21 protein-coding genes are annotated in these 18,782 nt (G+C 57.4%); 12 read left to right on the top strand and 9 right to left on the bottom strand.

Annotated features, from left to right (window positions below; translation table 11 throughout):
* Positions 1–5 precede the first annotated feature (5 nt).
* The 5 genes from ACIOWA_RS15175 (at position 6) to ACIOWA_RS15155 (ending at position 5,597) form a co-directional block, all read left to right on the top strand.
* Positions 6–878 carry an iron-containing redox enzyme family protein gene (locus tag ACIOWA_RS15175; protein ID WP_401160511.1) on the top strand — a complete coding sequence of 291 codons (873 nt, stop codon included), beginning with the start codon at positions 6–8 and terminating at the stop codon, positions 876–878.
* A gap of 2 nt (positions 879–880) precedes the next feature.
* Positions 881–2,113 carry an ATP-grasp domain-containing protein gene (locus ACIOWA_RS15170; protein WP_401160509.1) on the top strand — a complete coding sequence of 411 codons (1,233 nt, stop codon included), beginning with the start codon at positions 881–883 and terminating at the stop codon, positions 2,111–2,113.
* 85 nt (positions 2,114–2,198) lie between these two features.
* The gene (locus ACIOWA_RS15165) at positions 2,199–3,461 is read left to right on the top strand and encodes a cation:proton antiporter (protein WP_401160507.1); all 1,263 of its coding nucleotides are present in this window, start codon (positions 2,199–2,201) and stop codon (positions 3,459–3,461) included.
* Positions 3,462–3,535: 74 nt separating this feature from the next.
* Positions 3,536–4,390, top strand: coding sequence for an EamA family transporter (locus tag ACIOWA_RS15160; protein ID WP_401160546.1), 855 nt, complete (start codon positions 3,536–3,538; stop codon positions 4,388–4,390).
* A 298-nt stretch (positions 4,391–4,688) separates the two neighbouring features.
* Positions 4,689–5,597 carry a LysR family transcriptional regulator gene (locus ACIOWA_RS15155; protein WP_401160505.1) on the top strand — a complete coding sequence of 303 codons (909 nt, stop codon included), beginning with the start codon at positions 4,689–4,691 and terminating at the stop codon, positions 5,595–5,597.
* Between the two features lie 55 nt (positions 5,598–5,652).
* On the opposite strand, the gene ACIOWA_RS15150 is transcribed toward ACIOWA_RS15155, so the two are convergent.
* Positions 5,653–5,913 (bottom strand): accessory factor UbiK family protein, encoded by a 261-nt coding sequence (locus ACIOWA_RS15150; protein WP_401160503.1) that lies wholly within the window; start codon positions 5,911–5,913, stop codon positions 5,653–5,655.
* 413 nt (positions 5,914–6,326) lie between these two features.
* On the opposite strand from ACIOWA_RS15150, the gene glnK reads away from it, so the two are divergent.
* The 4 genes from glnK to sutA all read left to right on the top strand — a co-directional run bounded on the left by glnK (position 6,327) and on the right by sutA (position 9,108).
* Entirely contained in the window at positions 6,327–6,665 is a 339-nt protein-coding gene (gene glnK, locus ACIOWA_RS15145) for a P-II family nitrogen regulator (protein WP_002555808.1), read from the top strand.
* A gap of 36 nt (positions 6,666–6,701) precedes the next feature.
* The gene (locus tag ACIOWA_RS15140) at positions 6,702–8,039 is read left to right on the top strand and encodes an ammonium transporter (RefSeq protein ID WP_401160501.1); all 1,338 of its coding nucleotides are present in this window, start codon (positions 6,702–6,704) and stop codon (positions 8,037–8,039) included.
* Between the two features lie 215 nt (positions 8,040–8,254).
* Complete coding sequence (locus ACIOWA_RS15135) at positions 8,255–8,680, top strand: secondary thiamine-phosphate synthase enzyme YjbQ (protein WP_221730842.1); 426 nt, start codon at positions 8,255–8,257, stop codon at positions 8,678–8,680.
* Between the two features lie 101 nt (positions 8,681–8,781).
* Positions 8,782–9,108 carry a transcriptional regulator SutA gene (sutA, locus tag ACIOWA_RS15130; RefSeq protein ID WP_007920420.1) on the top strand — a complete coding sequence of 109 codons (327 nt, stop codon included), beginning with the start codon at positions 8,782–8,784 and terminating at the stop codon, positions 9,106–9,108.
* A gap of 122 nt (positions 9,109–9,230) precedes the next feature.
* Here sutA and ACIOWA_RS15125 read toward each other — a convergent pair whose 3' ends face one another.
* From ACIOWA_RS15125 to ACIOWA_RS15100, 6 genes are read right to left on the bottom strand one after another with little or no spacing between them, the layout of a single operon-like run.
* The gene (locus ACIOWA_RS15125; RefSeq protein ID WP_401160499.1) at positions 9,231–9,938 is read right to left on the bottom strand and encodes an HAD family hydrolase; all 708 of its coding nucleotides are present in this window, start codon (positions 9,936–9,938) and stop codon (positions 9,231–9,233) included.
* The gene (gene xerC / locus ACIOWA_RS15120) at positions 9,935–10,834 is read right to left on the bottom strand and encodes a tyrosine recombinase XerC (RefSeq protein WP_339464641.1); all 900 of its coding nucleotides are present in this window, start codon (positions 10,832–10,834) and stop codon (positions 9,935–9,937) included. The genes ACIOWA_RS15125 and xerC overlap by 4 nt, the downstream gene beginning before the upstream one ends.
* A 2-nt stretch (positions 10,835–10,836) precedes the next feature.
* Entirely contained in the window at positions 10,837–11,562 is a 726-nt protein-coding gene (locus ACIOWA_RS15115; RefSeq protein ID WP_221730839.1) for a DUF484 family protein, read from the bottom strand.
* Between the two features lie 13 nt (positions 11,563–11,575).
* The gene (gene dapF, locus ACIOWA_RS15110; protein ID WP_339430480.1) at positions 11,576–12,406 is read right to left on the bottom strand and encodes a diaminopimelate epimerase; all 831 of its coding nucleotides are present in this window, start codon (positions 12,404–12,406) and stop codon (positions 11,576–11,578) included.
* Positions 12,407–12,409: 3 nt separating this feature from the next.
* Complete coding sequence (gene lysA / locus ACIOWA_RS15105) at positions 12,410–13,657, bottom strand: diaminopimelate decarboxylase (RefSeq protein WP_339430479.1); 1,248 nt, start codon at positions 13,655–13,657, stop codon at positions 12,410–12,412.
* A gap of 9 nt (positions 13,658–13,666) precedes the next feature.
* Complete coding sequence (locus ACIOWA_RS15100) at positions 13,667–13,840, bottom strand: lipoprotein (RefSeq protein WP_007911098.1); 174 nt, start codon at positions 13,838–13,840, stop codon at positions 13,667–13,669.
* Positions 13,841–14,142: 302 nt separating this feature from the next.
* Here ACIOWA_RS15100 and cyaY point away from each other — a divergent pair, with 302 nt between their 5' ends.
* The 3 genes from cyaY (at position 14,143) to rnk (ending at position 15,241) form a co-directional block, all read left to right on the top strand.
* Entirely contained in the window at positions 14,143–14,475 is a 333-nt protein-coding gene (cyaY, locus tag ACIOWA_RS15095; RefSeq protein WP_339430478.1) for an iron donor protein CyaY, read from the top strand.
* A gap of 4 nt (positions 14,476–14,479) precedes the next feature.
* A complete protein-coding gene (locus tag ACIOWA_RS15090; RefSeq protein WP_339430477.1) occupies positions 14,480–14,701 on the top strand; it encodes a DUF1289 domain-containing protein in 222 nt (73 codons plus the stop codon).
* Between the two features lie 129 nt (positions 14,702–14,830).
* Positions 14,831–15,241, top strand: coding sequence for a nucleoside diphosphate kinase regulator (rnk, locus tag ACIOWA_RS15085; protein ID WP_221730835.1), 411 nt, complete (start codon positions 14,831–14,833; stop codon positions 15,239–15,241).
* A gap of 7 nt (positions 15,242–15,248) precedes the next feature.
* Here the strand turns inward: rnk and ACIOWA_RS15080 are convergent, their stop codons facing one another.
* The gene (locus ACIOWA_RS15080) at positions 15,249–18,092 is read right to left on the bottom strand and encodes a class I adenylate cyclase (protein ID WP_401160495.1); all 2,844 of its coding nucleotides are present in this window, start codon (positions 18,090–18,092) and stop codon (positions 15,249–15,251) included.
* A gap of 194 nt (positions 18,093–18,286) precedes the next feature.
* On the bottom strand, positions 18,287–18,532 hold the full coding sequence (locus tag ACIOWA_RS15075) for a TIGR02647 family protein (protein ID WP_003229392.1): 246 nt from the start codon (positions 18,530–18,532) through the stop codon (positions 18,287–18,289).
* Positions 18,533–18,782 lie beyond the last annotated feature (250 nt).

Genomic DNA, 18,782 nt, shown 5'->3' with positions numbered 1-18,782 from the left:
GCGAAATGGAATTTGAACAACGCAGTGGCCAGCAACGCATGGCTGATTACTACCGACTGTTTCTGAACGACCCTGCAGTGTTGGTTAACCAAGGGGCGGACATTCATGCGATGCGTAAGGATGTCGAAAGAATTGAAGATGAATGGACGGCGGCTGAAGAAGAAAAAATCGACAGGCGCGAGTTGCCAACCACCAAAGAAGATTTTCTGACGTGGTATCTGGACTGTGAAAAGAAGATTAACGAAGATATTGAGTTTTTCATCAACTTTATGAAAAACACCGCAACCCTTGAACAGGTGGCCTACTACATCTGTATGGAAGAAATGGTCGATGGTTCATTCGACGACCTGATGGCCGTCGTGCAGTTGGGGATGCCTATTCATTGCAAGATGGTAGCGGGCGAGAACTATTGGGATGAAATGGGTAATGGCAATTTTGAATATGTCCATACCACGATGTTCAAAACGTCATCCGCCTACATGCGTAACGTGCTCGCACATAAAAACATTACACCTGAGATTCCACCTAAAGAATGCCTGATGAATGGCAATATTCTGTTGATGTGGGCGGTGCGTCGGGAATACAACATGCGTCTGATCGGAGCGATGGGCCTGGTGGAAGGGTCTGCTCCGACGAGATTTGGCGCCACCACGCAAGCACTGGAGCGTCTGAACCAGCCTAAAGATGTGATTGCTTATCACAAGGCGCATATCGGCATCGATACCCATCACAGTGAGGCCTGGCTCGATACCGTTCTGGAGCATTACGCACAAGGCGGCACGAAGGTCATTCAGGAACTGGCGATGGGTGTGCTCATTCGATACAACGTTGCCGTGCGCTACTACCGTTACATGTATGACGCGATGCGGGGGATCTGATCATGACGTCCCGTCCCTCGATTGTTGTCATTGATCCGGTGAGTTCCGGGAGGCGTTATGGCCTCGAAATTTCCAAAAAAGGGTTCCGCTCCATCGCACTGACGACGCGTGATCGCTTCCCCGGGAATCTTGATCGTTTGCACAGTTGTGAAGGATTTAGCGATTCCATCAAGGCCTATGACTTTGATGAGGCGGTTGAAAAACTCAGCGGCCTTAATGTTCAGGCGATCATTCCTGGGTCTGATTCTGCGCTGAAGTTCACCGATCGCCTTGCGCACCATTTTTCTCTGGTCGGCAACCCGGTGTCGACTCGTCAGGCGCGCGCCAATAAGTTCTCCATGAAACAGCAACTGAGGTTGCGTGAGGTGCCCGCAACTCAGTCCGTGCAGGTTTCGCTCGATCAGATGATCAGGGGCGAATTGCCGGAACTCCAATTCCCGGCGGTTGTTAAGCCCAGTCAGGGTACGGGGGCGAAAAACGTCAAGGTCTGCCACAACCGGGGCGAGGTCTATAAGGCACTGGCGGCGATCGAGTCGGCCAATGACGGACATGTTGATGAGGAACGAGGGGCGCTCATTGAAGAGTTTATTGAAGGCCCTGAGTTTTTTATTGCCACGGCGAACTTTGGAAAAGGCGAGAAAAAGCAGATATTGTGCTTCGCCGAGTACGAAAAAATCAGCATCGGAAACAACCCAAGCATCTACAAAAACATACGATCCCTTCCGCCCCTGAGTGAGCAGGCACTTCAGGCTTTCAGCTATATCAAGCAAGTGAACGAGGCGCTTGATGTCGATTTCGGGATCAACGATGTCGAGTTCAAGATCAACGAAAAAGGCCATTTCATCATTGAGCAGAACGGCCGCTTGCCAGGCGCCAATGTGCCTTCGCTCATTGAGGCGTGCACGGGTCTCAATTGTTATGACTTGAATCTGAATATCTTTCTTGGCCAGGCGGATCGTGCGCTGTCGCAGGTGCATTACCAAAAGCATTTCTGTATTTGCTGCCTGATCAACGCTGAGGCGGGTCAGATCCAGGTAATTGATGGCTTGGACGTGGTGTCAAAACTGTCTTCGGTTCACGACATCAACTTATTGGTAAAAGAAGGCGATCACGTGCAGGACACTCAGGACTTTCTGTCCACCTGGGGGTTTGTCTATCTCGTGCATGAGGATCCAAAGGTTCTCGCGGAACATTCCAGAATCGTCCACGAAACCCTGCGTCTGCAATACATCTGAATAGGGCCGCCGCGGTTGCCTGTCGGCGACCGCCAAGCTCGCGTGATTCAACAGGTCAAGTACCCAGGTAGTTCCAGGAGAGTGTATGTCGCATTGGATGCTTCAGGTTTGTCTGATATTAGTGGTCGCAATCCTGCTCGGACGATTGGCCGAGATGTTTGGGCAAAGTCGCGTGATAGGAGAAATCGCTGCGGGACTGCTGCTGGGGTCTTCCGTATTAGGTGCACTGTCTCCAGCGGTGTCCGGGTTTCTGTTCAATACGGATTCACTGAGTAATTTGAAGGTACTGGCCGAGTTGGGCCTGGTACTGCTGATGTTTGAGATCGCCTGGCATGCCCCCGTTGGACAAACAGCCGATCGTCCGGTATCCAGGCTGGCTCCCATTACCATTGCCCTGTTCGGAATGCTGGCTTCATTCGTTATTGGTTGTGCGATCGCGATTGTTTCGAAAGCGGCCTTGGCACCGGATAAGGGATTTTGGTCCTACATTCTGTTTTGTGGATTGGCCTTGTCCGTGACTGCGCTTCCCGTGTTGGTCCGAATCATCGCCGACACCAGAAAAATACAGGCCGACTCAGCTTCCTATGCGTTGTCATCGGCAATCTATACGGATATTTTTGCCTGGCTGGGCGTTGCGCTTCTGGTGGCGTTTCACTCCATGAGCGAGACCGATGTCCTGCAGTCTCTGATAAAGACTTTGGCATTGCTGGGATTCTTCTTAGTGTCTTTCTACCTTGTAAGACCCTTGGTATTAAGAATTCAGTTTGGCTCCGCAGCCGGAAGTCTTCAACTCAGAATCACACTGGCCTTTTGTTATTGTCTGATCAGTGCGGAAATTACGGGGAGGCTGGGGTTTCACCAAGCCATCGGCGCCATCGTGGCCGCGTATGTTTTCTGCAAGATGCCTGGACTCGAGCAGCAGTGGAGCCAAACGGTTGGTAAGTTTTCCAGTCTGTTTCTGACACCGCTGTTCTTTGCCTGTTCCGGACTTCAAGCTTCTTTTGGTGCCTTTTCGCAGGGTAGTATCTGGGGATGGCTGGCGATCTTCATACTGGGCTCTTTTATTGGGAAGATCGGTGGATCTTACTTGGGTGGCAGGCTCAGCGGACTTAAACCGTCGACCTCACTGGAGGTCGGCGTGTTAATGAATACCAAAGGGCTGGTAGAACTAGTGGTGCTAAGTATAGGCCTTCAGTTAGGTATTCTTTCGGTCACCACTTACAGTGTTTTATTGGTGCTGGCCTTATTCTCGACTGTCATGACTACGCCGATGTTGAATCTTTGGGTTCAGTATTCAACAAGGCCAGAAAATAGACTAACTAAAAGTGCGGCTGAAGCAAAAGTTTGACTTTTTTATTGGAATCAGTCTATTTTGCGGCTGGGAACTGGATCCAATAAAAAGGACTTGCTGTGGACATATTGATGGGCTTTGTTGCTGCTTTGTTTTGGGGCGGAACGGACTTCCTGGTCGGATTGAACGCTCGGGCCGTCGGTGTCAAGCGAGCTGTTTTTTTTGGTCAGGCACTTGGGTTCATTTTGATGAGTGCGCTGTTGCTCATCTACCCCGCCTATCTGGTCAAGTCGATGTCCGCGCCTGCACAAGTCTGGTTTCTGGGAGGTATAGCCGCCCTGTTCACGGTAGCAGGGGCACTGGCGCTGTCAAAGGCGTTCGCGTTGGGCAAGGCTGCAATCGTTGCGCCACTCGTGACCTCTTACGGCGTATTCACCACTGCCTTGGCATGGGCGAGCGGCGATATTATTGTGCTCACTCAGTTTGTGGGTATCGCGGTTTGCGTGATTGGTGTCCTGCTCACCAGTGCACATGACAGTGCCGAGGGCGAACTTAAGCGCAAGAACAAAGCGTCGATCATTTATGGATTGCTCGCAGCCATCTTGTATGGCACAAGTTTCTGGATTCAAGGTAAATACACGCTGCCGTTGTTAGGTCCTATTAGCATGTTGTGGTTGGGCTATGCGGTGGGTTTGTTCATCCTGTTCTTTATGGTATTGAAAGTCGACTCAGGCTTGAAGTTGCCGCCAGCCAAAAGCTTCGGCACGCTGACCAGCGCGAGCTTATTAAACCTGGGTGGCTTTTCAGCGTTCTCATTTGGCGCTATCCACGGTTCAGTGTCTGTGGTGACAGTTATCAGCACTTTGTCAGGGGGCATTGCCGCGGTATTGGGATACCTTTTCTTCAAAGAGCGACTGATGCCCATTCAGGTGACTGGTATATGCCTGGTGTTGGTCGGGGCCATTATTCTTCATCTGTTTCATTGATTTTTTCAAGGAGGAACGCAAACGTTTGCAAGTGATTAAATATATTCCGGTCCAGTGATAGGCCTGTTGTAAAAGAATTATCCTCCCCTCCCCCCATTTTTTGTTCATTAGCCTGCAAGTGGGGGGGGCGGAGCTTACTATAATAAAGATGATAGTTTTTTATTGAAAGTTGTCAGTCGACGAAGACTTCATTGTTGTCATTTGCTGTCTATAGTTATGGCTGAATGCCTGTGCCTTGCTCATGGTTTTTCAGTCTAGAGATAATAAAATATCTTCCCGAAGGATTGAGAATAACTATATGCATAAGGTTCATATCGACATGCTGCCCTGCATGGCTGCATTCGCAGTTGTTGTTGAAATGGGTAGTTTTATTGACGCCTCCACTAAACTTGGTGTGTCAGCTTCAGCCGTGAGCCGACAGATTTCAAAGTTGGAAGAAGCGTTGTCAATGCGTTTGCTGGAGCGTAGTACCCGTCAGCTGAAAGTCAACGAAGATGGCGTGAAGATTTATTCTCATTGCCGAGCGCTATTGCATTCGTCGTCGAGAGTCTTTGAGTTGAAGGAAGAGTTGGTGCGTCCGCAGGGGCTTATCAGGATTTCCGCGCCGAAGATGATGAATAATATCTGCATCCAACTGATGCCGGAGTTTCTGAAAAAGTACCCGGATATTAATGTTCAATTCATATTTGATAATTCGGAGCTGAACCTCATTTCAAACGAGATTGATCTGAGTATCCGGATTACTGATTCACCGCCTCTGGGCTTGATCGGGCGCAAGCTTTTCAATGTCGGCTACACCCTCTGCGCATCGCCCGACTATATCGCCGAGTATGGGATACCGCTTCACCCTACGGAGCTGGCCGAGCACAGCTGTATTGTGATGGCCGATAATCTTGAAGGCGAAAAATGGGCGTTTGTTAACGGTGACGACAGTGTTCAAATCAGTGTGCGCGGACGTTACTGTTCAAATGACAGTGAGGCCGTTCTCGAGGCAACCCTGAGTGACTTGGGTATTGCCTGTGTGCCGTCAGCGATCGCTGAGCAGGCGCTGAGGGACAAACGTCTGTATTCGGTTCTGCCCCACTGGCGTTATTCGGGAGCATCGCAAGGCATGGCCTGGTTGCTGTATCAGCCGAACCGGCATGGTTCGCAGAAGCTAAAGGTCATGGTCGATTACTTGCTTTCGAAGCTCTACTGCATCAACTGACCTGACCGCGTTCTGTCCCCGCCTCCAAACTTGACGCGGGGCAGACAGCAGCCTGTTATTGCTCGGGCGGCGTCAGCTTCGCTTCCATCTCGGCCACCTTCGCTTCGAGGCTCTCGAGGCGAGCGCGAGTGCGGGCCAGCACCACCATCTGACTATCAAACTCTTCACGGCTGACCAGATCGAGTTTGCTGAAGGCACTTTGCAACAGCATCTTGAACTGGCTTTCGATTTCGGCTTTCGGCAGCGGGGTGTCGCCGCTGAACAGGCGGGAGGCGGTGCCGCTCAGGGCGTCGAGGAAGTCTTTGGGCGCGAGCATGGTGAATGTCCTGGAAACAATGGCCGGCAGTGTATCACGCAGTGTCTATAGTCAATCTCGCAGGCAGGGATGCACGCTTTTCGCGCAAGGGGATAGATGGCGACGCACTGTTATTGTGCGTATCCGCATGGCCTTTTGCACGAAGGTGCTTGCGACAGCGGCCAAGCAATTGAAATCAGTGGGTTTTGGCGAGATGGCAAGGTTTCTGCTTAGTGACCTGTGACCCATGCACTGATGCAGTCGCTGTGACGAATGCAGTGCGGCAGGCGGAGCGGGGAGTTTCGTCAGCAGCGGTTAGCTGGCGTCAGTCGGGCAGGTAAGGCCGACGATGCGTTACAAAGCCAGGCACTGCGCTTAGACTTGAGTCGGGTTTGTTTTCCTGGGGCAAGTCCACCAATTCGGGAGAAAGTTTCATGAAGCTAGTCACTGCCATCATCAAGCCGTTCAAGTTGGACGACGTGCGCGAGTCGCTGTCCGAAATCGGCGTGCAGGGCATTACCGTTACTGAAGTCAAAGGCTTCGGCCGGCAGAAGGGTCACACCGAGCTGTATCGCGGCGCGGAATATGTGGTCGATTTTCTGCCCAAGGTGAAAATCGACGTGGCCATCGACGACAAGGATCTGGATCGCGTTATCGAGGCGATAACCAAGGCGGCCAACACCGGCAAGATCGGTGACGGCAAGATCTTCGTGGTCAATCTGGAACAGGCGATTCGTATCCGTACCGGCGAAACCGATACCGACGCGATTTAAGCCGCCACAAACCCCAACGCCCCAGGAGAAAACAATATGACTCTGCGTAAACTCGCAGGGCTAGGAGCCCTGTTGTCCATCGTAATGCCAAGCCTTGCAATGGCGGCAGACGAAGTGGCGGCCCCAGTCCTCAATTCCGGCGACACGGCCTGGATGCTCACCTCGACAGCCCTCGTGCTGTTCATGACCATCCCGGGCCTGGCGCTGTTCTACGGCGGCATGGTTCGCTCCAAAAACATTCTTTCCGTGATGATGCAGTGCTTCGCCATTACCGGTCTGATCAGCATCCTGTGGGTCATTTATGGCTACAGCATTGCGTTCGACACCACCGGCATGGAGCAGGGCGTCGTCAACTTCAACTCGTTCTTCGGCGGCATGGGCAAAGCGTTCCTCGCTGGCGTTACGCCTGACAGCCTGACCGGCCCGGCCGCGCTGTTCCCTGAGGCGGTGTTCATCACCTTCCAGATGACCTTCGCAATCATCACCCCGGCGCTGATCGTCGGTGCGTTCGCCGAGCGGATGAAGTTCTCCGCGATGCTGATCTTCATGGGCGTGTGGTTCACCCTCGTTTATGCGCCGATCGCACATATGGTCTGGTCCGGTAACGGCGGCCTGCTGTGGGACTGGGGCGTACTCGACTTCGCTGGCGGCACCGTTGTGCATATCAACGCCGGTATCGCAGGTCTCGTGGCGTGCCTGGTGCTGGGCAAACGCAAAGGCTTCCCGACCACTCCAATGGCTCCGCACAACCTCGGTTACACCCTGATGGGCGCGGCGATGCTGTGGTTCGGCTGGTTCGGCTTCAACGCCGGTTCCGCTGCGGCGGCCAACGGCACCGCCGGCATGGCGATGCTGGTCACTCAGATCGCTACCGCTGCGGCGGCGCTGGGCTGGATGTTCGCCGAGTGGATCACCCACGGCAAACCTAGCGCACTGGGCATTGCCTCGGGTGTGGTGGCCGGTCTGGTTGCGATCACTCCGGCTGCCGGCACCGTGGGCCCGATGGGCGCACTGGTCATTGGTCTGGCGGCGGGTGTGGTGTGCTTCTTCTGCGCCACCACCCTGAAACGCAAACTCGGTTATGACGACTCCCTGGATGCGTTCGGCGTACACGGTATCGGCGGTATTCTCGGCGCGATCCTCACCGGTGTGTTCGCTGCACCGTCGCTGGGTGGCTTCGGCACCGTCACCGACATCGCCGCTCAAGTATGGATTCAGTGCAAAGGCGTCGGCTTCACGGTGATCTACACCGCGATCGTCACTTACATCATCCTCAAGGTACTGGACGCCGTGATGGGTCTGCGTGTGACCGACGAAGAAGAGTCGGTGGGCCTGGATCTGGCACAACACAACGAACGCGGCTACAACCTGTAAGTACGCGCACTCAAAAACTTGCCCGGTTCGCCGGGCATTTTTTTGTCTGGGATTTGTCATTTAAGGACAAGCTGAAAGGATTTTTCGTACGGCTTTTGTCGCGTTTATGAAGGGTGTTTTTCTGCGGGCAATGGCTTACACCATTGCAGGAATATTAGGGCCTTTGTTTTTTCCCAGAGCGCGCTAGAATGCGCCCCGAACGTGCGGAGAACTGTATGTGGCAGCAGACTCTGATAACCCTGCGGGCGCGACCCCGGGGCTTTCATCTGGTGACGGACGAGTTGATCAATGGCCTGCCTGAACTCAAGGCGTGCCGGGTCGGTCTTTTGCATCTGTGGCTGCAACATACCTCGGCGTCGTTGACCATCAACGAGAACGCCGATCCGGCGGTCCGTCGCGACTTCGAACGATTTTTCAATCGTCTGATCCCACAAGGAACAGACGGCTATGAGCATAACGACGAAGGCCTGGACGACCTCCCGGCGCACTTCAAGGCCAGCGTGCTGGGTTGCCAGATCAGTCTGCCGGTTTCGGCAGGTCGACTGGCACTGGGCACCTGGCAAGGCGTTTATCTGGGCGAGCACCGTGATCATGGCGGTGCCCGTAAAGTCCTTGCCACCTTGCACGGTGAAGGGGCATAGCCGCTGATCAGCAGCGGCGAATGATTTTTTAACGGCGACTTTCGACAGTTGCCAAAGCTGGTCTATAACTAATCTGCTTTTCGCAAGTCATGAGGTAGAACATGAGCGACGATGATCTGGAAAACGACGACCTCGAAGTAGGCGACGAAGACGAGGCCGAGGAAGGCCTGGAAGCAGCAGCGGAAGACGTTGCTGACGACGATGGCGGTGACGATACGCCGGCCCCGGCTGCCAAAGGCAAAGCCAAGGCAGCGGTGTCGGTTGACGAGTTGCCGAGCATTGAAGCCAAGAACAAGGAGCGCGACGCCCTGGCCAAGGCTATGGAAGAGTTCCTGTCGCGAGGCGGAAAAGTGCAGGAAGTGGAGGCCAATGTGGTCGCCGATCCGCCCAAGAAGCCGGACAACAAGTACGGCAGCCGCCCTATCTGAGGCGTGCCGCTTGCTTGCTGAAAAAGCCCGCCGTCGCTGCGGGCTTTTTCATGTCTGAAATAAAGTTTTTTGGGTGCGCCGCTATCCCTGGCGGGAGCGGGCTTGCTCGCGAATGCGGTGTGTCAATTTGAGGAAGCATTCCAGCGTGCGAGCACCGCCGGCAAATCAGTCAGGCTGCGAATTTCGGCATCCGGCAAATGCTCCGCTTCCCAGACTTTGCCCGTTGGGTTGAACCATACCGCGCGTAATCCCGCTTGCTGCGCCCCGGCGATGTCGTCGCCTGGATGATCGCCAATGTGTACGGCCACCTCAGCGCTCACGCCACCACGCTGCAAGGCTTCGTGAAACAGCCGCGCATCTGGTTTGGCAATGCCGATGTCCTCGGCGCACAGCGCGAACTTGAAGTAATCCGCCAGCCCTAAACGACGCACATCGGCATTGCCGTTGGTGACCACGCCGAGGGCGTAATGGTTGGCGAGAATCTCCAGCACCGGCTCGACCTCGGGAAACACTTCGATCTGATGCCGCGCATGCAGAAACACTTCAAAACTCTTGTCCGCCAGAACCGAGGCTTCGCCGTGGGTGTATCCCGCTTCTTCCAGGGCATGGAACAGCACTCGCCGACGCAGCGCGCTGATGCGGTGTTTGAGGCCCGGTTCATTGGCCAGCACCCGCTCGCGGATCGACCACAAGTGTTCCACCGGCAGCGCGCCCAGATTCGGTGCGTGTTCGCTCAACCATTCGCGTAAAACCGCTTCGGCGCTGGCGATCACCGGAGCGGTATCCCACAGGGTGTCGTCGAGGTCGAAGGTGATCAACTGAATGCTCATGAATCATCGCCTTTCATGCGTTTGGCCCGTGGATGGGCACTGTCGTAGACCGCCGCCAGGTGCTGGAAGTCCAGATGGGTGTAGATCTGCGTGGTCTTGATGTCCGAGTGGCCGAGCAGTTCCTGCACCGCGCGCAGATCCTGCGAGGATTCCAGCAAGTGGCTGGCGAAGGAGTGCCGCAGCATGTGCGGATGCAGGTTCTGCCCCAGTTCGCGTTCGCCGGCGAGTTTGACCCGCACCTGAATCGCTCGCGGGCCAAGGCGCCGGCCTTGCTGGCTGACGAACACGGCGTCGTCAGCGGGGTTGGTCATCGCCCGCAACGGCAGCCAGTGCTCCAGTGCTTCGCGGGCCTTTTTACCCACCGGCAGCAAACGGGTTTTGCTGCCCTTGCCGCGCACTTGGACCATGCCGTCGGCGAGGTCGAGCTGATCGAGATTGAGCCCGGTCAGCTCGGAAAGGCGCAGGCCGGAGGAATAGAACAACTCCAGAATCGCCTGATCACGCCGTGCCAGAAAATCATCCTCAACGGCGCCTTCAAGCAATTGCAGTGCGCGGTCGGTGTCGAGGGTTTTCGGCAGGCGGCGTTCGCCTTTCGGGGGCGCCAGACCGGTGGCCGGGTCGTGGTCGCAAAGGCCTTCGCGATTGAGATAGTGATAGAGCCCGCGCACTGCCGACAACAAGCGGGCGAGACTGCGCGAAGACTGGCCCTGTGAATGCAGGCGAGCGACCAGGCTGCGCAGGCGCTGGATGTCCAGCGCGCTCCAACTGGCGATGTTCTGCTTGATGCACCAGTCGAGCACTTTATCGAGGTCGCGGCGGTAGGCCGACAGCGTGTGCGGCGACACCTGTCGCTCACTGCGCAGGTGTTCGCAGTAAGCGTCCAGTTGCCGTTCCATGCTCAGCGGACCGAGCGCAGGGAGCTGTTGACCCGTGGCAGCACGCGGCCCATGACTTCGGCGATGTAGCTTAAGAACAGCGTGCCGACCGAACTCTTGTAATGCTGCGGGTCGCGGCTGGCGATGGCCAGAATCCCGTGGATACCTTGATGGCTGACGGCGACCACGGCGGTGGAGCCGATCTGCTTGCGCTGTTCTTCGCCAAACAGGAAGTCCAGCTCATGTTCACGCAGGGTGCCGCTGACACTTTTGCCTTCGGTGAGCAAGCCGCCGATGGCGGTTTGCGCGTCGGCGTGGCTGACCCAGCGGCCGACCGGGGCCGGGTTGTCGCCAAGCAGGATGAGGCTGACAAAAGGCACCTGAAAGTCCTGGCGCAGGCTGTCTTCGACGCAGATGACCACGTCTTCGAGGCTGCTGGCGTCCATCAGGGCGAGGATCAGGCGGCGGGTCTTGTCAAACAGCCGGTCGTTGTCGCGGGCGACGTCCATCAACTGCGAAAGGCGATGACGCATCTCGATGTTGCGGTCGCGCAGAATGGTCATCTGGCGTTCGACCAGCGACACGGTGTCACCGCGTTGGTGGGGAATGCGCATCGCCGGCAGCAGTTCCTGGTGTTCGACGAAGAAGTCCGGATGAGCCTCAAGGTATGCGGCAACCGCTGCCGCCTCCAGGCTCTCGGACGCTGATTCGTCGGACTGTCGGGCGGGTACCTGAGGCTTATCGGTCATGGCTTCTGCTCACTCAAAGACGCACTTGTCCTTCGTATACACGTACTGCCGGACCGGTCATCAGCACCGGTTGGCCAGGGCCTGCCCATTCAATGGACAGACGCCCGCCGGGCAAGTCGATCAACAGCGGCGAATCCATCCACCCCTGACTGATTGCAGCAACCGCCGCGGCACAAGCGCCGGTGCCGCAGGCCTGGGTTTCCCCGGCGCCACGTTCCCAGACGCGCAACTGCGCGCGGTGGCGGTCGATGACCTGGAGGAAACCGACATTGACCCGCGCCGGGAAGCGCGGGTGGTGTTCGATTTTCGGCCCCAGTTCATGCACCGGTGCATTGTTGATGTCCTGCACACGCAGCACGGCGTGTGGGTTACCCATCGACACGGCGGCCAGTTCGACCGTGGTGCCGTCGACTTCGAGCTGATAGCTGATAGCCTGCGCCGGTGCTTCGAACGGAATGTCCGCCGGCACCAGGCGTGGAGCGCCCATGTTCACACCGATCTGGCCGTCGTTACGCACGTCCAGTTCGATGATGCCGCCCTTGGTCTCGACGCGGATCTGGCGTTTGGCGGTCAGGCGCTTGTCGAGCACGAAGCGGGCGAAGCAGCGCGCACCGTTGCCGCACTGCTCAACTTCGGAGCCATCGGAATTGAAGATCCGGTAGCGGAAATCCACGTCCGGATTGCTCGGTGCTTCGACGATCAGCAACTGGTCGAAACCGATGCCGGTGTGCCTGTCGCCCCACTGCTTGGCGTGTTTGGGCTGAATGTGCGCGTGCTGGCTGACCAGGTCGAGAACCATGAAGTCATTGCCCAGGCCGTGCATTTTGGTAAAACGCAGCAGCATGGGTTACTCCGGCAGCAGGCTTTCGCCGGCAAACAGCTCGGCCACGGTTTCTCGGCGGCGCACTTCAAATACTTTGTCACCGTCTACCAACACTTCGGCGGCACGGCCACGGGTGTTGTAGTTGGAGCTCATCACGAAGCCGTAGGCACCGGCCGAATGCACGGTCAGCAAGTCGCCTTCTTCCAGCGCGAGCTCACGGTCCTTGGCGAGGAAGTCGCCGGTTTCGCAAATCGGGCCGACGATGTCGTACTTGCGCGCGGCCGTGTCGCGTGGTTTGACGGCGGTGACGTCCATCCAGGCCTGATACAGCGCCGGGCGGATCAGGTCGTTCATGGCCGCGTCGACGATGGCGAAGTCTTTGTGTTCGGTATGCTTGAGGTATTCGACCTGCGTCAGCAGCACGCCAGCGTTGGCGACGATGAAACGGCCCGGCTCGAACACCAGCGCCAGATCGCGACCGTCCAGGCGCTCGCGCACGGCTTTGATGTAGTCAGCGGCCAATGGCGGCTCTTCATCGCGATAACGCACACCCAAACCACCACCGAGATCGATGTGGCGCAGGTGAATGCCGCAATCGCCGAGACGGTCGACCAGAGCCAGCAGGCGATCGAGCGCGTCGATGAAGGGCGGCAGCGTCGTCAGTTGCGAGCCGATGTGGCAATCGACACCGATCACTTCCAGGTTCGGCAGATGCGCGGCGCGCACGTACACGTCTTCGGCGTCGGCAATGGCGATGCCGAACTTGTTCTCTTTGAGACCGGTGGAAATGTACGGGTGGGTGCCGGCGTCGACGTCCGGGTTCACACGCAACGAAACCGGGGCGCGAACGCCCAGCTCGGCGGCGACGACTTGCAGGCGTTCGAGTTCGTCAGTGGATTCGACGTTGAAGCAGTGCACGCCGACTTCCAGGGCACGACGCATGTCGTCACGGGTTTTGCCAACGCCGGAGAACACGATCTTGTCGGGGCTGCCGCCAGCGGCGAGTACGCGCTCCAGTTCCCCACGCGAAACGATGTCGAAACCGGCGCCGAGGCGGGCCAGGACATTCAGAACGCCGAGGTTGGAGTTGGCTTTGACGGCAAAGCAGACCAGGTGCGGCATGCCGGCCAGCGCATCGGCGAAGGCCAGATACTGGGCTTCGATGTGTGCGCGCGAATAAACGTAGGTGGGCGTACCGAAACGGTCGGCGATGGCGGACAGCGCCACACCTTCCGCGAACAGCTCCCCGCCACGGTAGTTAAAAGCGTCCATGGCGATCCCTTATTGGTAAACGTCGTGCTTGTGTGCTTTGGACGGCTGCTTTTGCGAAGACTGGGCTTGCTCGGCCGGGTCCTGATCGTCATCCGGCAGGTACAGCGGGCCTTTTTGACCACAGGCCGAAACGAGGCAGGCAACCGCGACGAGCGCAGCAAGGGAAGAGATCAGGCGCTTCATGGCGAAATCCTTGAAAATGCGTTAATTGCGCCGGAGTATACCGGCCACCCGGCAGCTTGCCTATGCGACGGGGTTCCCGTCCGGCGGGGGCACGGATACGCATCATGCCCTGTGGGAGTGGGTTCGCTCGCAAAAGCGGTGTGTCAGGCCGAGAACAGGTTGAACTTGCCGGCCTCTTCGCGAGCAAGCCCGCTCCCGCCGGTAGTGCGTTTGGTCCTTGGTCGTTATCCTTTGCAATCGGCCGGCGGCGTCCGTATCTTTCGGCGCTTGAGCCTGATCAGACATTTTTTGAGGTTGCCGCAATGAGTTTGTCCGAAGCCCGTTTCCACGATCTGGTCGATGAAACCCAGGAAAAACTGGAAGACATCTTTGATGAAAGTGACCTGGATATCGATCTGGAAAGTTCGGCCGGCGTGCTGAGCGTCAAGTTCGAAAACGGCTCGCAGCTGATCTTCAGTCGTCAGGAGCCATTGCGTCAGCTATGGCTGGCGGCCGTGTCCGGTGGTTTCCACTTCGACTACGACGAAGAGAGCGAGCGCTGGATGTGCGACAAGAGCGAAGAGCAGTTGGGCGAAATGCTCGAGCGCATCGTCAAGCAGCAGGCCGGTGCCGAATTCGACTTCGAAGGTCTGTGATTCCGTGACTGACACCGCTCCCGTTCGTCCGCCCAAGCCGCTCTACAGCAACATCAGTCCGGCGGTGCCTTCGCCGTGTAGCGGGGTGTGCCGGCTGGACGAACAAAAGGTCTGCCTCGGCTGTTTCCGGCATGTCGAAGATATTCGTGAGTGGCGTTCGGCAGACGATGAGCGGCGGCGGGTGATTTGCGCGCAGGCACAGCAACGTCGCGCCACAAGGGCGTGACTTGTATATTTTTTGAGCTGTGATAGTGTCCGAACACGCCTCAACCCATCGAGGCCTGATGAAAACCCCGTCTTTTTTTGGCGGGGTTTTGCTTTTTTTGTGTGCAGAAGAAAGGAGTCTGCTCGGATCATGACCGCACCTTCCATCACCCTTACTCGTCTGGACGTGCAGCGTCTGGAGCGCCTGATCGACAGCCTGGACGACACGCTGCCGGGCGTTATCGCGCTGCAAACCGAACTGGATCGCGCCGATACCCTGGTCAGCCACGAAGAAGTGCCTGCCGATGTCGTCACGATGAACTCCCGCGTGCATTGCCGCGAAGAAAGCAGCGGCAAGGATTATCACCTGACGTTGGTCTATCCCAAGGATGCCAACGCCGATGAAGGCAAGATCTCGATTCTGGCGCCGGTTGGCAGTGCGCTGCTGGGCCTGAAGGTCGGTCAGCACATCGACTGGCCGGCACCCGGTGGCAAGACCCTGAAACTGACCTTGCTGGAAGTCGAATCGCAGCCGGCCAACGGCGGCGATTTCCGCGAATAAGCCTGCCTCAGACCTGTTCGAGCGCCTCGTTCAGGGCGCGCTCCAGATCCGCCTTGTAGCGTAGATACAGATTGCTTGAACTTTGCCCATCACCGAGCAGGCCCGACAGGTCCAGGTCGGTGATGTAGCAGCGATAGCGCTCGGTCTCGCGGCGCTGTTCGACGATTTCCCGGGCGACCACGCTGAACAGTTGGTCGCCATGTTCCAGCTCGCTGAATTCCCGTTGATTGCAATACAGCGTGACCTGCACTTGCCCCGGTGCGGCTTTGCCGACAATTGCCTGCACGTCGTAGAACGGTTTGTTGACCGGTGTCTGCGGTGCTGGCCGCGCTTCGACCCGCCGCGCCCGTCCCGGGCCAGACGGCAATAACTGGTAATACAACGTCTCGAAGCTGGCAGCCGAGCCTGCATCCATCGGCAGCACCGCTTCACGCCGGAACTGGATCGATTGCAGGAATCGTTGCAGCGGCACCAGCAGACTCTGTTCGTCGTGATACGGCAAATGTTGTTGCCACAATGCGTTGAACTCATCCAGCACGTACAACTCGGCCTGTTGCTCGGTGATCCGGTAGAACACCTGAATGCACTCGGGCTGACCCATCGGCAGGATCAGCGCCAGGTCATGTTCCTCGAGCGCCATCGGGTCCAGATGCAACGGACTGTAGCTCGGCTGTTCTTCGCCGAGGTAGTCGAGCAAGGCGGGCAGGGTGGCAAGGGCGACATGGTTGACCTGGCCGGGCACCAACTCCAGAACGTGATAGTGCTGCTGCACCTGAATCAGGTAGCGGTGATTCAACTCGCTGAGCAACAGATGCTGTGCCGTGTCGACGATTTCTTCAACACGGCGGGCGATGAACTGCGCGCGGTTGTGGCAGAAACAACGCACCTTCAGCGACGGTTGCATCGGCCCGCGAGGCAGGTTGTTGAGATAGTCGCGCAGGCAATCAAGCAACGCATGAGGGCCGTCGAAGCGGTTGACCAGCACTTCGTTCCAGCTATTGAGCGTGACCTGATCGAGGGTCAGCACGAGGTTTTCGCGTACCCCGGCGTAGCTCAGCGAGTCGGTGCGTTCGGTGGTCATCACGATGTTCAGGTCACGGTGATGCTTGAGCGGGTCGACGCCGACATTGACCAGAATCAGCACTTCGCCGGGCACGGCGGCGCGCAGCAAGGGCTCTTCCGCCACCGTGGGCAAGGGCAGGGCGATGCTCTGTTGCAGGCTGCCGAGCAGGTTGAACAGCTCGAACTCGCTCAGGTCACTCGTGCCCGGGTGCAGGGCCAGTCGGGTACTGCTGTCAATCACGCCGTTGCGGTGGCACCAGGTCAGCAGTTCGAGTAGCTGGCGACTGCGCTTGATCGGCGCGAAGTGTTCCCACTCAAGTGCCGTGAGGCTGCCGTTGTACAACCCCCACTGGGTTTGCCCCGGCTCTTTTTTGTTCGGCGACTGCACCAGCGTCAGGGTGTCTTCGGCCAGATCGGGGGCGATGCCGGGGTTGATGAACTCGACCTTGTCAGCCTTGCGCTCGAAGGCTGCATATAGACGACGACCGAGAACGTTGAGGTCGCGTTTGTTGATCAGGCTGACGGTCTGTTCGGTACGGGCGAACTGGGTCAGGAAGCGATAGCTGTAATTCAACTCGTTGACCAGCGCCCGGCGTTCGGCGCTGACCTGACGGACTTTCCACTGGCTACGGCTATCGAGCAGCGCCAGTTGCCGTTGATCCCAATGCCACTCGCTGGCCAGACGTTCGAGCAAGGCGCGCTGCCAGCTCTGAGTGCGGCTATTGCCAGTGAGTTTGCGGTTGACCTTCAGGTACAGCGCTCGGCGCACCAGTTCCAGGCGCTCTGGCTCGTTGCGGGCGGTAAGGTATTCCTCTATGCGCCGGTACACGACCATGTACGGGTCCAGTTCATCCAGATCCAGCCGGTTGGCGAACACCGCTTGCTTGAAGCGCAGGCTCAGGCAATGCACCTTGGGGTGTTCGCTGGCGTAGACCTCGGTCAGCAGCAGTTTGAGCACCGACTTGTAGGGTGACTCGATGCCCTTGAACAGCTGCCACAACCCGGCGCCGATGAACTCCCCCGGCGGAATCGTCGCCAGATGTCCGAGGTCGAGGGTCTCGTCGGCGCGGATGAAGCGCTTGGAAATCAGCGTGTGAGTGTAAGTATCGTAGGCCGTTTCTTGGTAAACCGGCACCAGCCACCAGATTGGCGTGCGCCCGGCCAGCCAGATTGCGGTGCGGTAGAACTCGTCCAGCAGCAGATAGTGCTGAGTGGTGCCGCAGTCTTCGGAACTGAGCTGGGTGTCGCGCTCACCTTTGACGAAGCGGACCGGATCGATCAGGAAAAAATGCGCCTCGGCGCCCTGGGTAGCCGCCCAGGTTTCCAGCAACTGACATTTTTTGCGCAACTCGGCGAGTTCGCTTTCGTTCAGGTCCGGCGCGTGGCAGACCCACACGTCCATGTCGCTCTGATCGGCCTGGGCCAGCGTGCCGAGGCTGCCCATCAGGAACAGGCCGTGAATCGGGCGCGGTGGATTACTGCCGTGGCGCGGCTTGTAGGAGAACGATCGGGTCAGGCGTTGGGCTTCGGCCAGGGCGTTGGCGTCTGGCTCGTAATTGGACAGGCCCGCCGGCGTGCCGCCTGAAACGTAGCCCGGCAGCAGCGGATGATTGACATGAAAGAACAGCGGCAACAGCGTCAGCACGCTTTGCTGGCGCGTCGACAGACCTTCCAGTGCGCGGCCCAGACGACCTTCATTGAGTTTGAGAAAACGCGCACGCAGTTGGCTGAGGACCTTGCGGTCAATTCCCTCGTCCAGGTCGGGGCGGATTTCGTGGGTGCGCGTCATGTCAGCTCAAACCGGCTCGCGGGCTCGGACGTTAAGGGGCTCGGAATGTGGGGCAGTTTAGCCTTTGCACAGAGGGACTTTTAAGCTGAATTTGTTTTTTGACGTCAGATTTATATCGCGAGGTGACGGCTGGCGAACGGATGGGCCCGCGGAAATCCCGTGGCAGGAGTTCCCGTGGGCAAAGTCGGGGAGGGTCAGGCGGTTTCTTGCTCTCTCAGAATCGTCAGCACGGTTTGCACGTTTTGCGCAGCATCGCGACCCAGGCTGGTCAGATACCCGCCATCAGGCTGGTCGGTCAGTTCTTTTTCGAAGAGGCGTTTGGCAGCGGCGATGTGTTTCGGGGCAGCGGTCTGATGAATTTTCAAACCTTCCTGGGAACTGTCCAGGTTGAAGAGTGCGAGGACTTCCAGTTCGGCAACCAGCTCAGGGGTAAGCGACATAAGGACTCCAGACTTTCTAGGAATTGGACGACAGCGCCCCTAAGGTGAACCTGCCGGCGCGGACTGTCCAGTGTGCGCGTCAGGGTTTTTGTCTGGGGGCGAATTCCAGTGTAGTCAGGGGCTGGCAGAAGGCCGGATGGAGGGGTGAGAAATTGTGTGGGAGATTCTATGGTTCATGCCTAGCCCCTAAACCGCTTTAGGGGAGTATTCGCTCTGGTTTTTCAACAGAGCAAATACCACCCGGGCAAGC

Origin of the sequence: Pseudomonas sp. NPDC087614 (assembly GCF_044743485.1) — a bacterium.
GTDB lineage: Bacteria > Pseudomonadota > Gammaproteobacteria > Pseudomonadales > Pseudomonadaceae > Aquipseudomonas > Aquipseudomonas baetica_A.
The sequence above is the reverse complement of the archived record's forward strand: the minus strand, read 5'-3'. Positions and strand labels throughout refer to the sequence as shown.

What these genes read in the sequence shown, in the direction of transcription:
- ACIOWA_RS15175 (WP_401160511.1), top strand. Translation starts at nt 6, where the DNA reads ATGGAATTTGAACAACGCAGTGGCCAGCAACGCATGGCTGATTACTAC.
- ACIOWA_RS15170 (WP_401160509.1), top strand. Translation starts at nt 881, where the DNA reads ATGACGTCCCGTCCCTCGATTGTTGTCATTGATCCGGTGAGTTCCGGG.
- ACIOWA_RS15165 (WP_401160507.1), top strand. Translation starts at nt 2,199, where the DNA reads ATGTCGCATTGGATGCTTCAGGTTTGTCTGATATTAGTGGTCGCAATC.
- ACIOWA_RS15160 (WP_401160546.1), top strand. Translation starts at nt 3,536, where the DNA reads ATGGGCTTTGTTGCTGCTTTGTTTTGGGGCGGAACGGACTTCCTGGTC.
- ACIOWA_RS15155 (WP_401160505.1), top strand. Translation starts at nt 4,689, where the DNA reads ATGCATAAGGTTCATATCGACATGCTGCCCTGCATGGCTGCATTCGCA.
- ACIOWA_RS15150 (WP_401160503.1), bottom strand. Translation starts at nt 5,913, where the DNA reads ATGCTCGCGCCCAAAGACTTCCTCGACGCCCTGAGCGGCACCGCCTCC.
- glnK (WP_002555808.1), top strand. Translation starts at nt 6,327, where the DNA reads ATGAAGCTAGTCACTGCCATCATCAAGCCGTTCAAGTTGGACGACGTG.
- ACIOWA_RS15140 (WP_401160501.1), top strand. Translation starts at nt 6,702, where the DNA reads ATGACTCTGCGTAAACTCGCAGGGCTAGGAGCCCTGTTGTCCATCGTA.
- ACIOWA_RS15135 (WP_221730842.1), top strand. Translation starts at nt 8,255, where the DNA reads ATGTGGCAGCAGACTCTGATAACCCTGCGGGCGCGACCCCGGGGCTTT.
- sutA (WP_007920420.1), top strand. Translation starts at nt 8,782, where the DNA reads ATGAGCGACGATGATCTGGAAAACGACGACCTCGAAGTAGGCGACGAA.
- ACIOWA_RS15125 (WP_401160499.1), bottom strand. Translation starts at nt 9,938, where the DNA reads ATGAGCATTCAGTTGATCACCTTCGACCTCGACGACACCCTGTGGGAT.
- xerC (WP_339464641.1), bottom strand. Translation starts at nt 10,834, where the DNA reads ATGGAACGGCAACTGGACGCTTACTGCGAACACCTGCGCAGTGAGCGA.
- ACIOWA_RS15115 (WP_221730839.1), bottom strand. Translation starts at nt 11,562, where the DNA reads ATGACCGATAAGCCTCAGGTACCCGCCCGACAGTCCGACGAATCAGCG.
- dapF (WP_339430480.1), bottom strand. Translation starts at nt 12,406, where the DNA reads ATGCTGCTGCGTTTTACCAAAATGCACGGCCTGGGCAATGACTTCATG.
- lysA (WP_339430479.1), bottom strand. Translation starts at nt 13,657, where the DNA reads ATGGACGCTTTTAACTACCGTGGCGGGGAGCTGTTCGCGGAAGGTGTG.
- ACIOWA_RS15100 (WP_007911098.1), bottom strand. Translation starts at nt 13,840, where the DNA reads ATGAAGCGCCTGATCTCTTCCCTTGCTGCGCTCGTCGCGGTTGCCTGC.
- cyaY (WP_339430478.1), top strand. Translation starts at nt 14,143, where the DNA reads ATGAGTTTGTCCGAAGCCCGTTTCCACGATCTGGTCGATGAAACCCAG.
- rnk (WP_221730835.1), top strand. Translation starts at nt 14,831, where the DNA reads ATGACCGCACCTTCCATCACCCTTACTCGTCTGGACGTGCAGCGTCTG.
- ACIOWA_RS15080 (WP_401160495.1), bottom strand. Translation starts at nt 18,092, where the DNA reads ATGACGCGCACCCACGAAATCCGCCCCGACCTGGACGAGGGAATTGAC.
- ACIOWA_RS15075 (WP_003229392.1), bottom strand. Translation starts at nt 18,532, where the DNA reads ATGTCGCTTACCCCTGAGCTGGTTGCCGAACTGGAAGTCCTCGCACTC.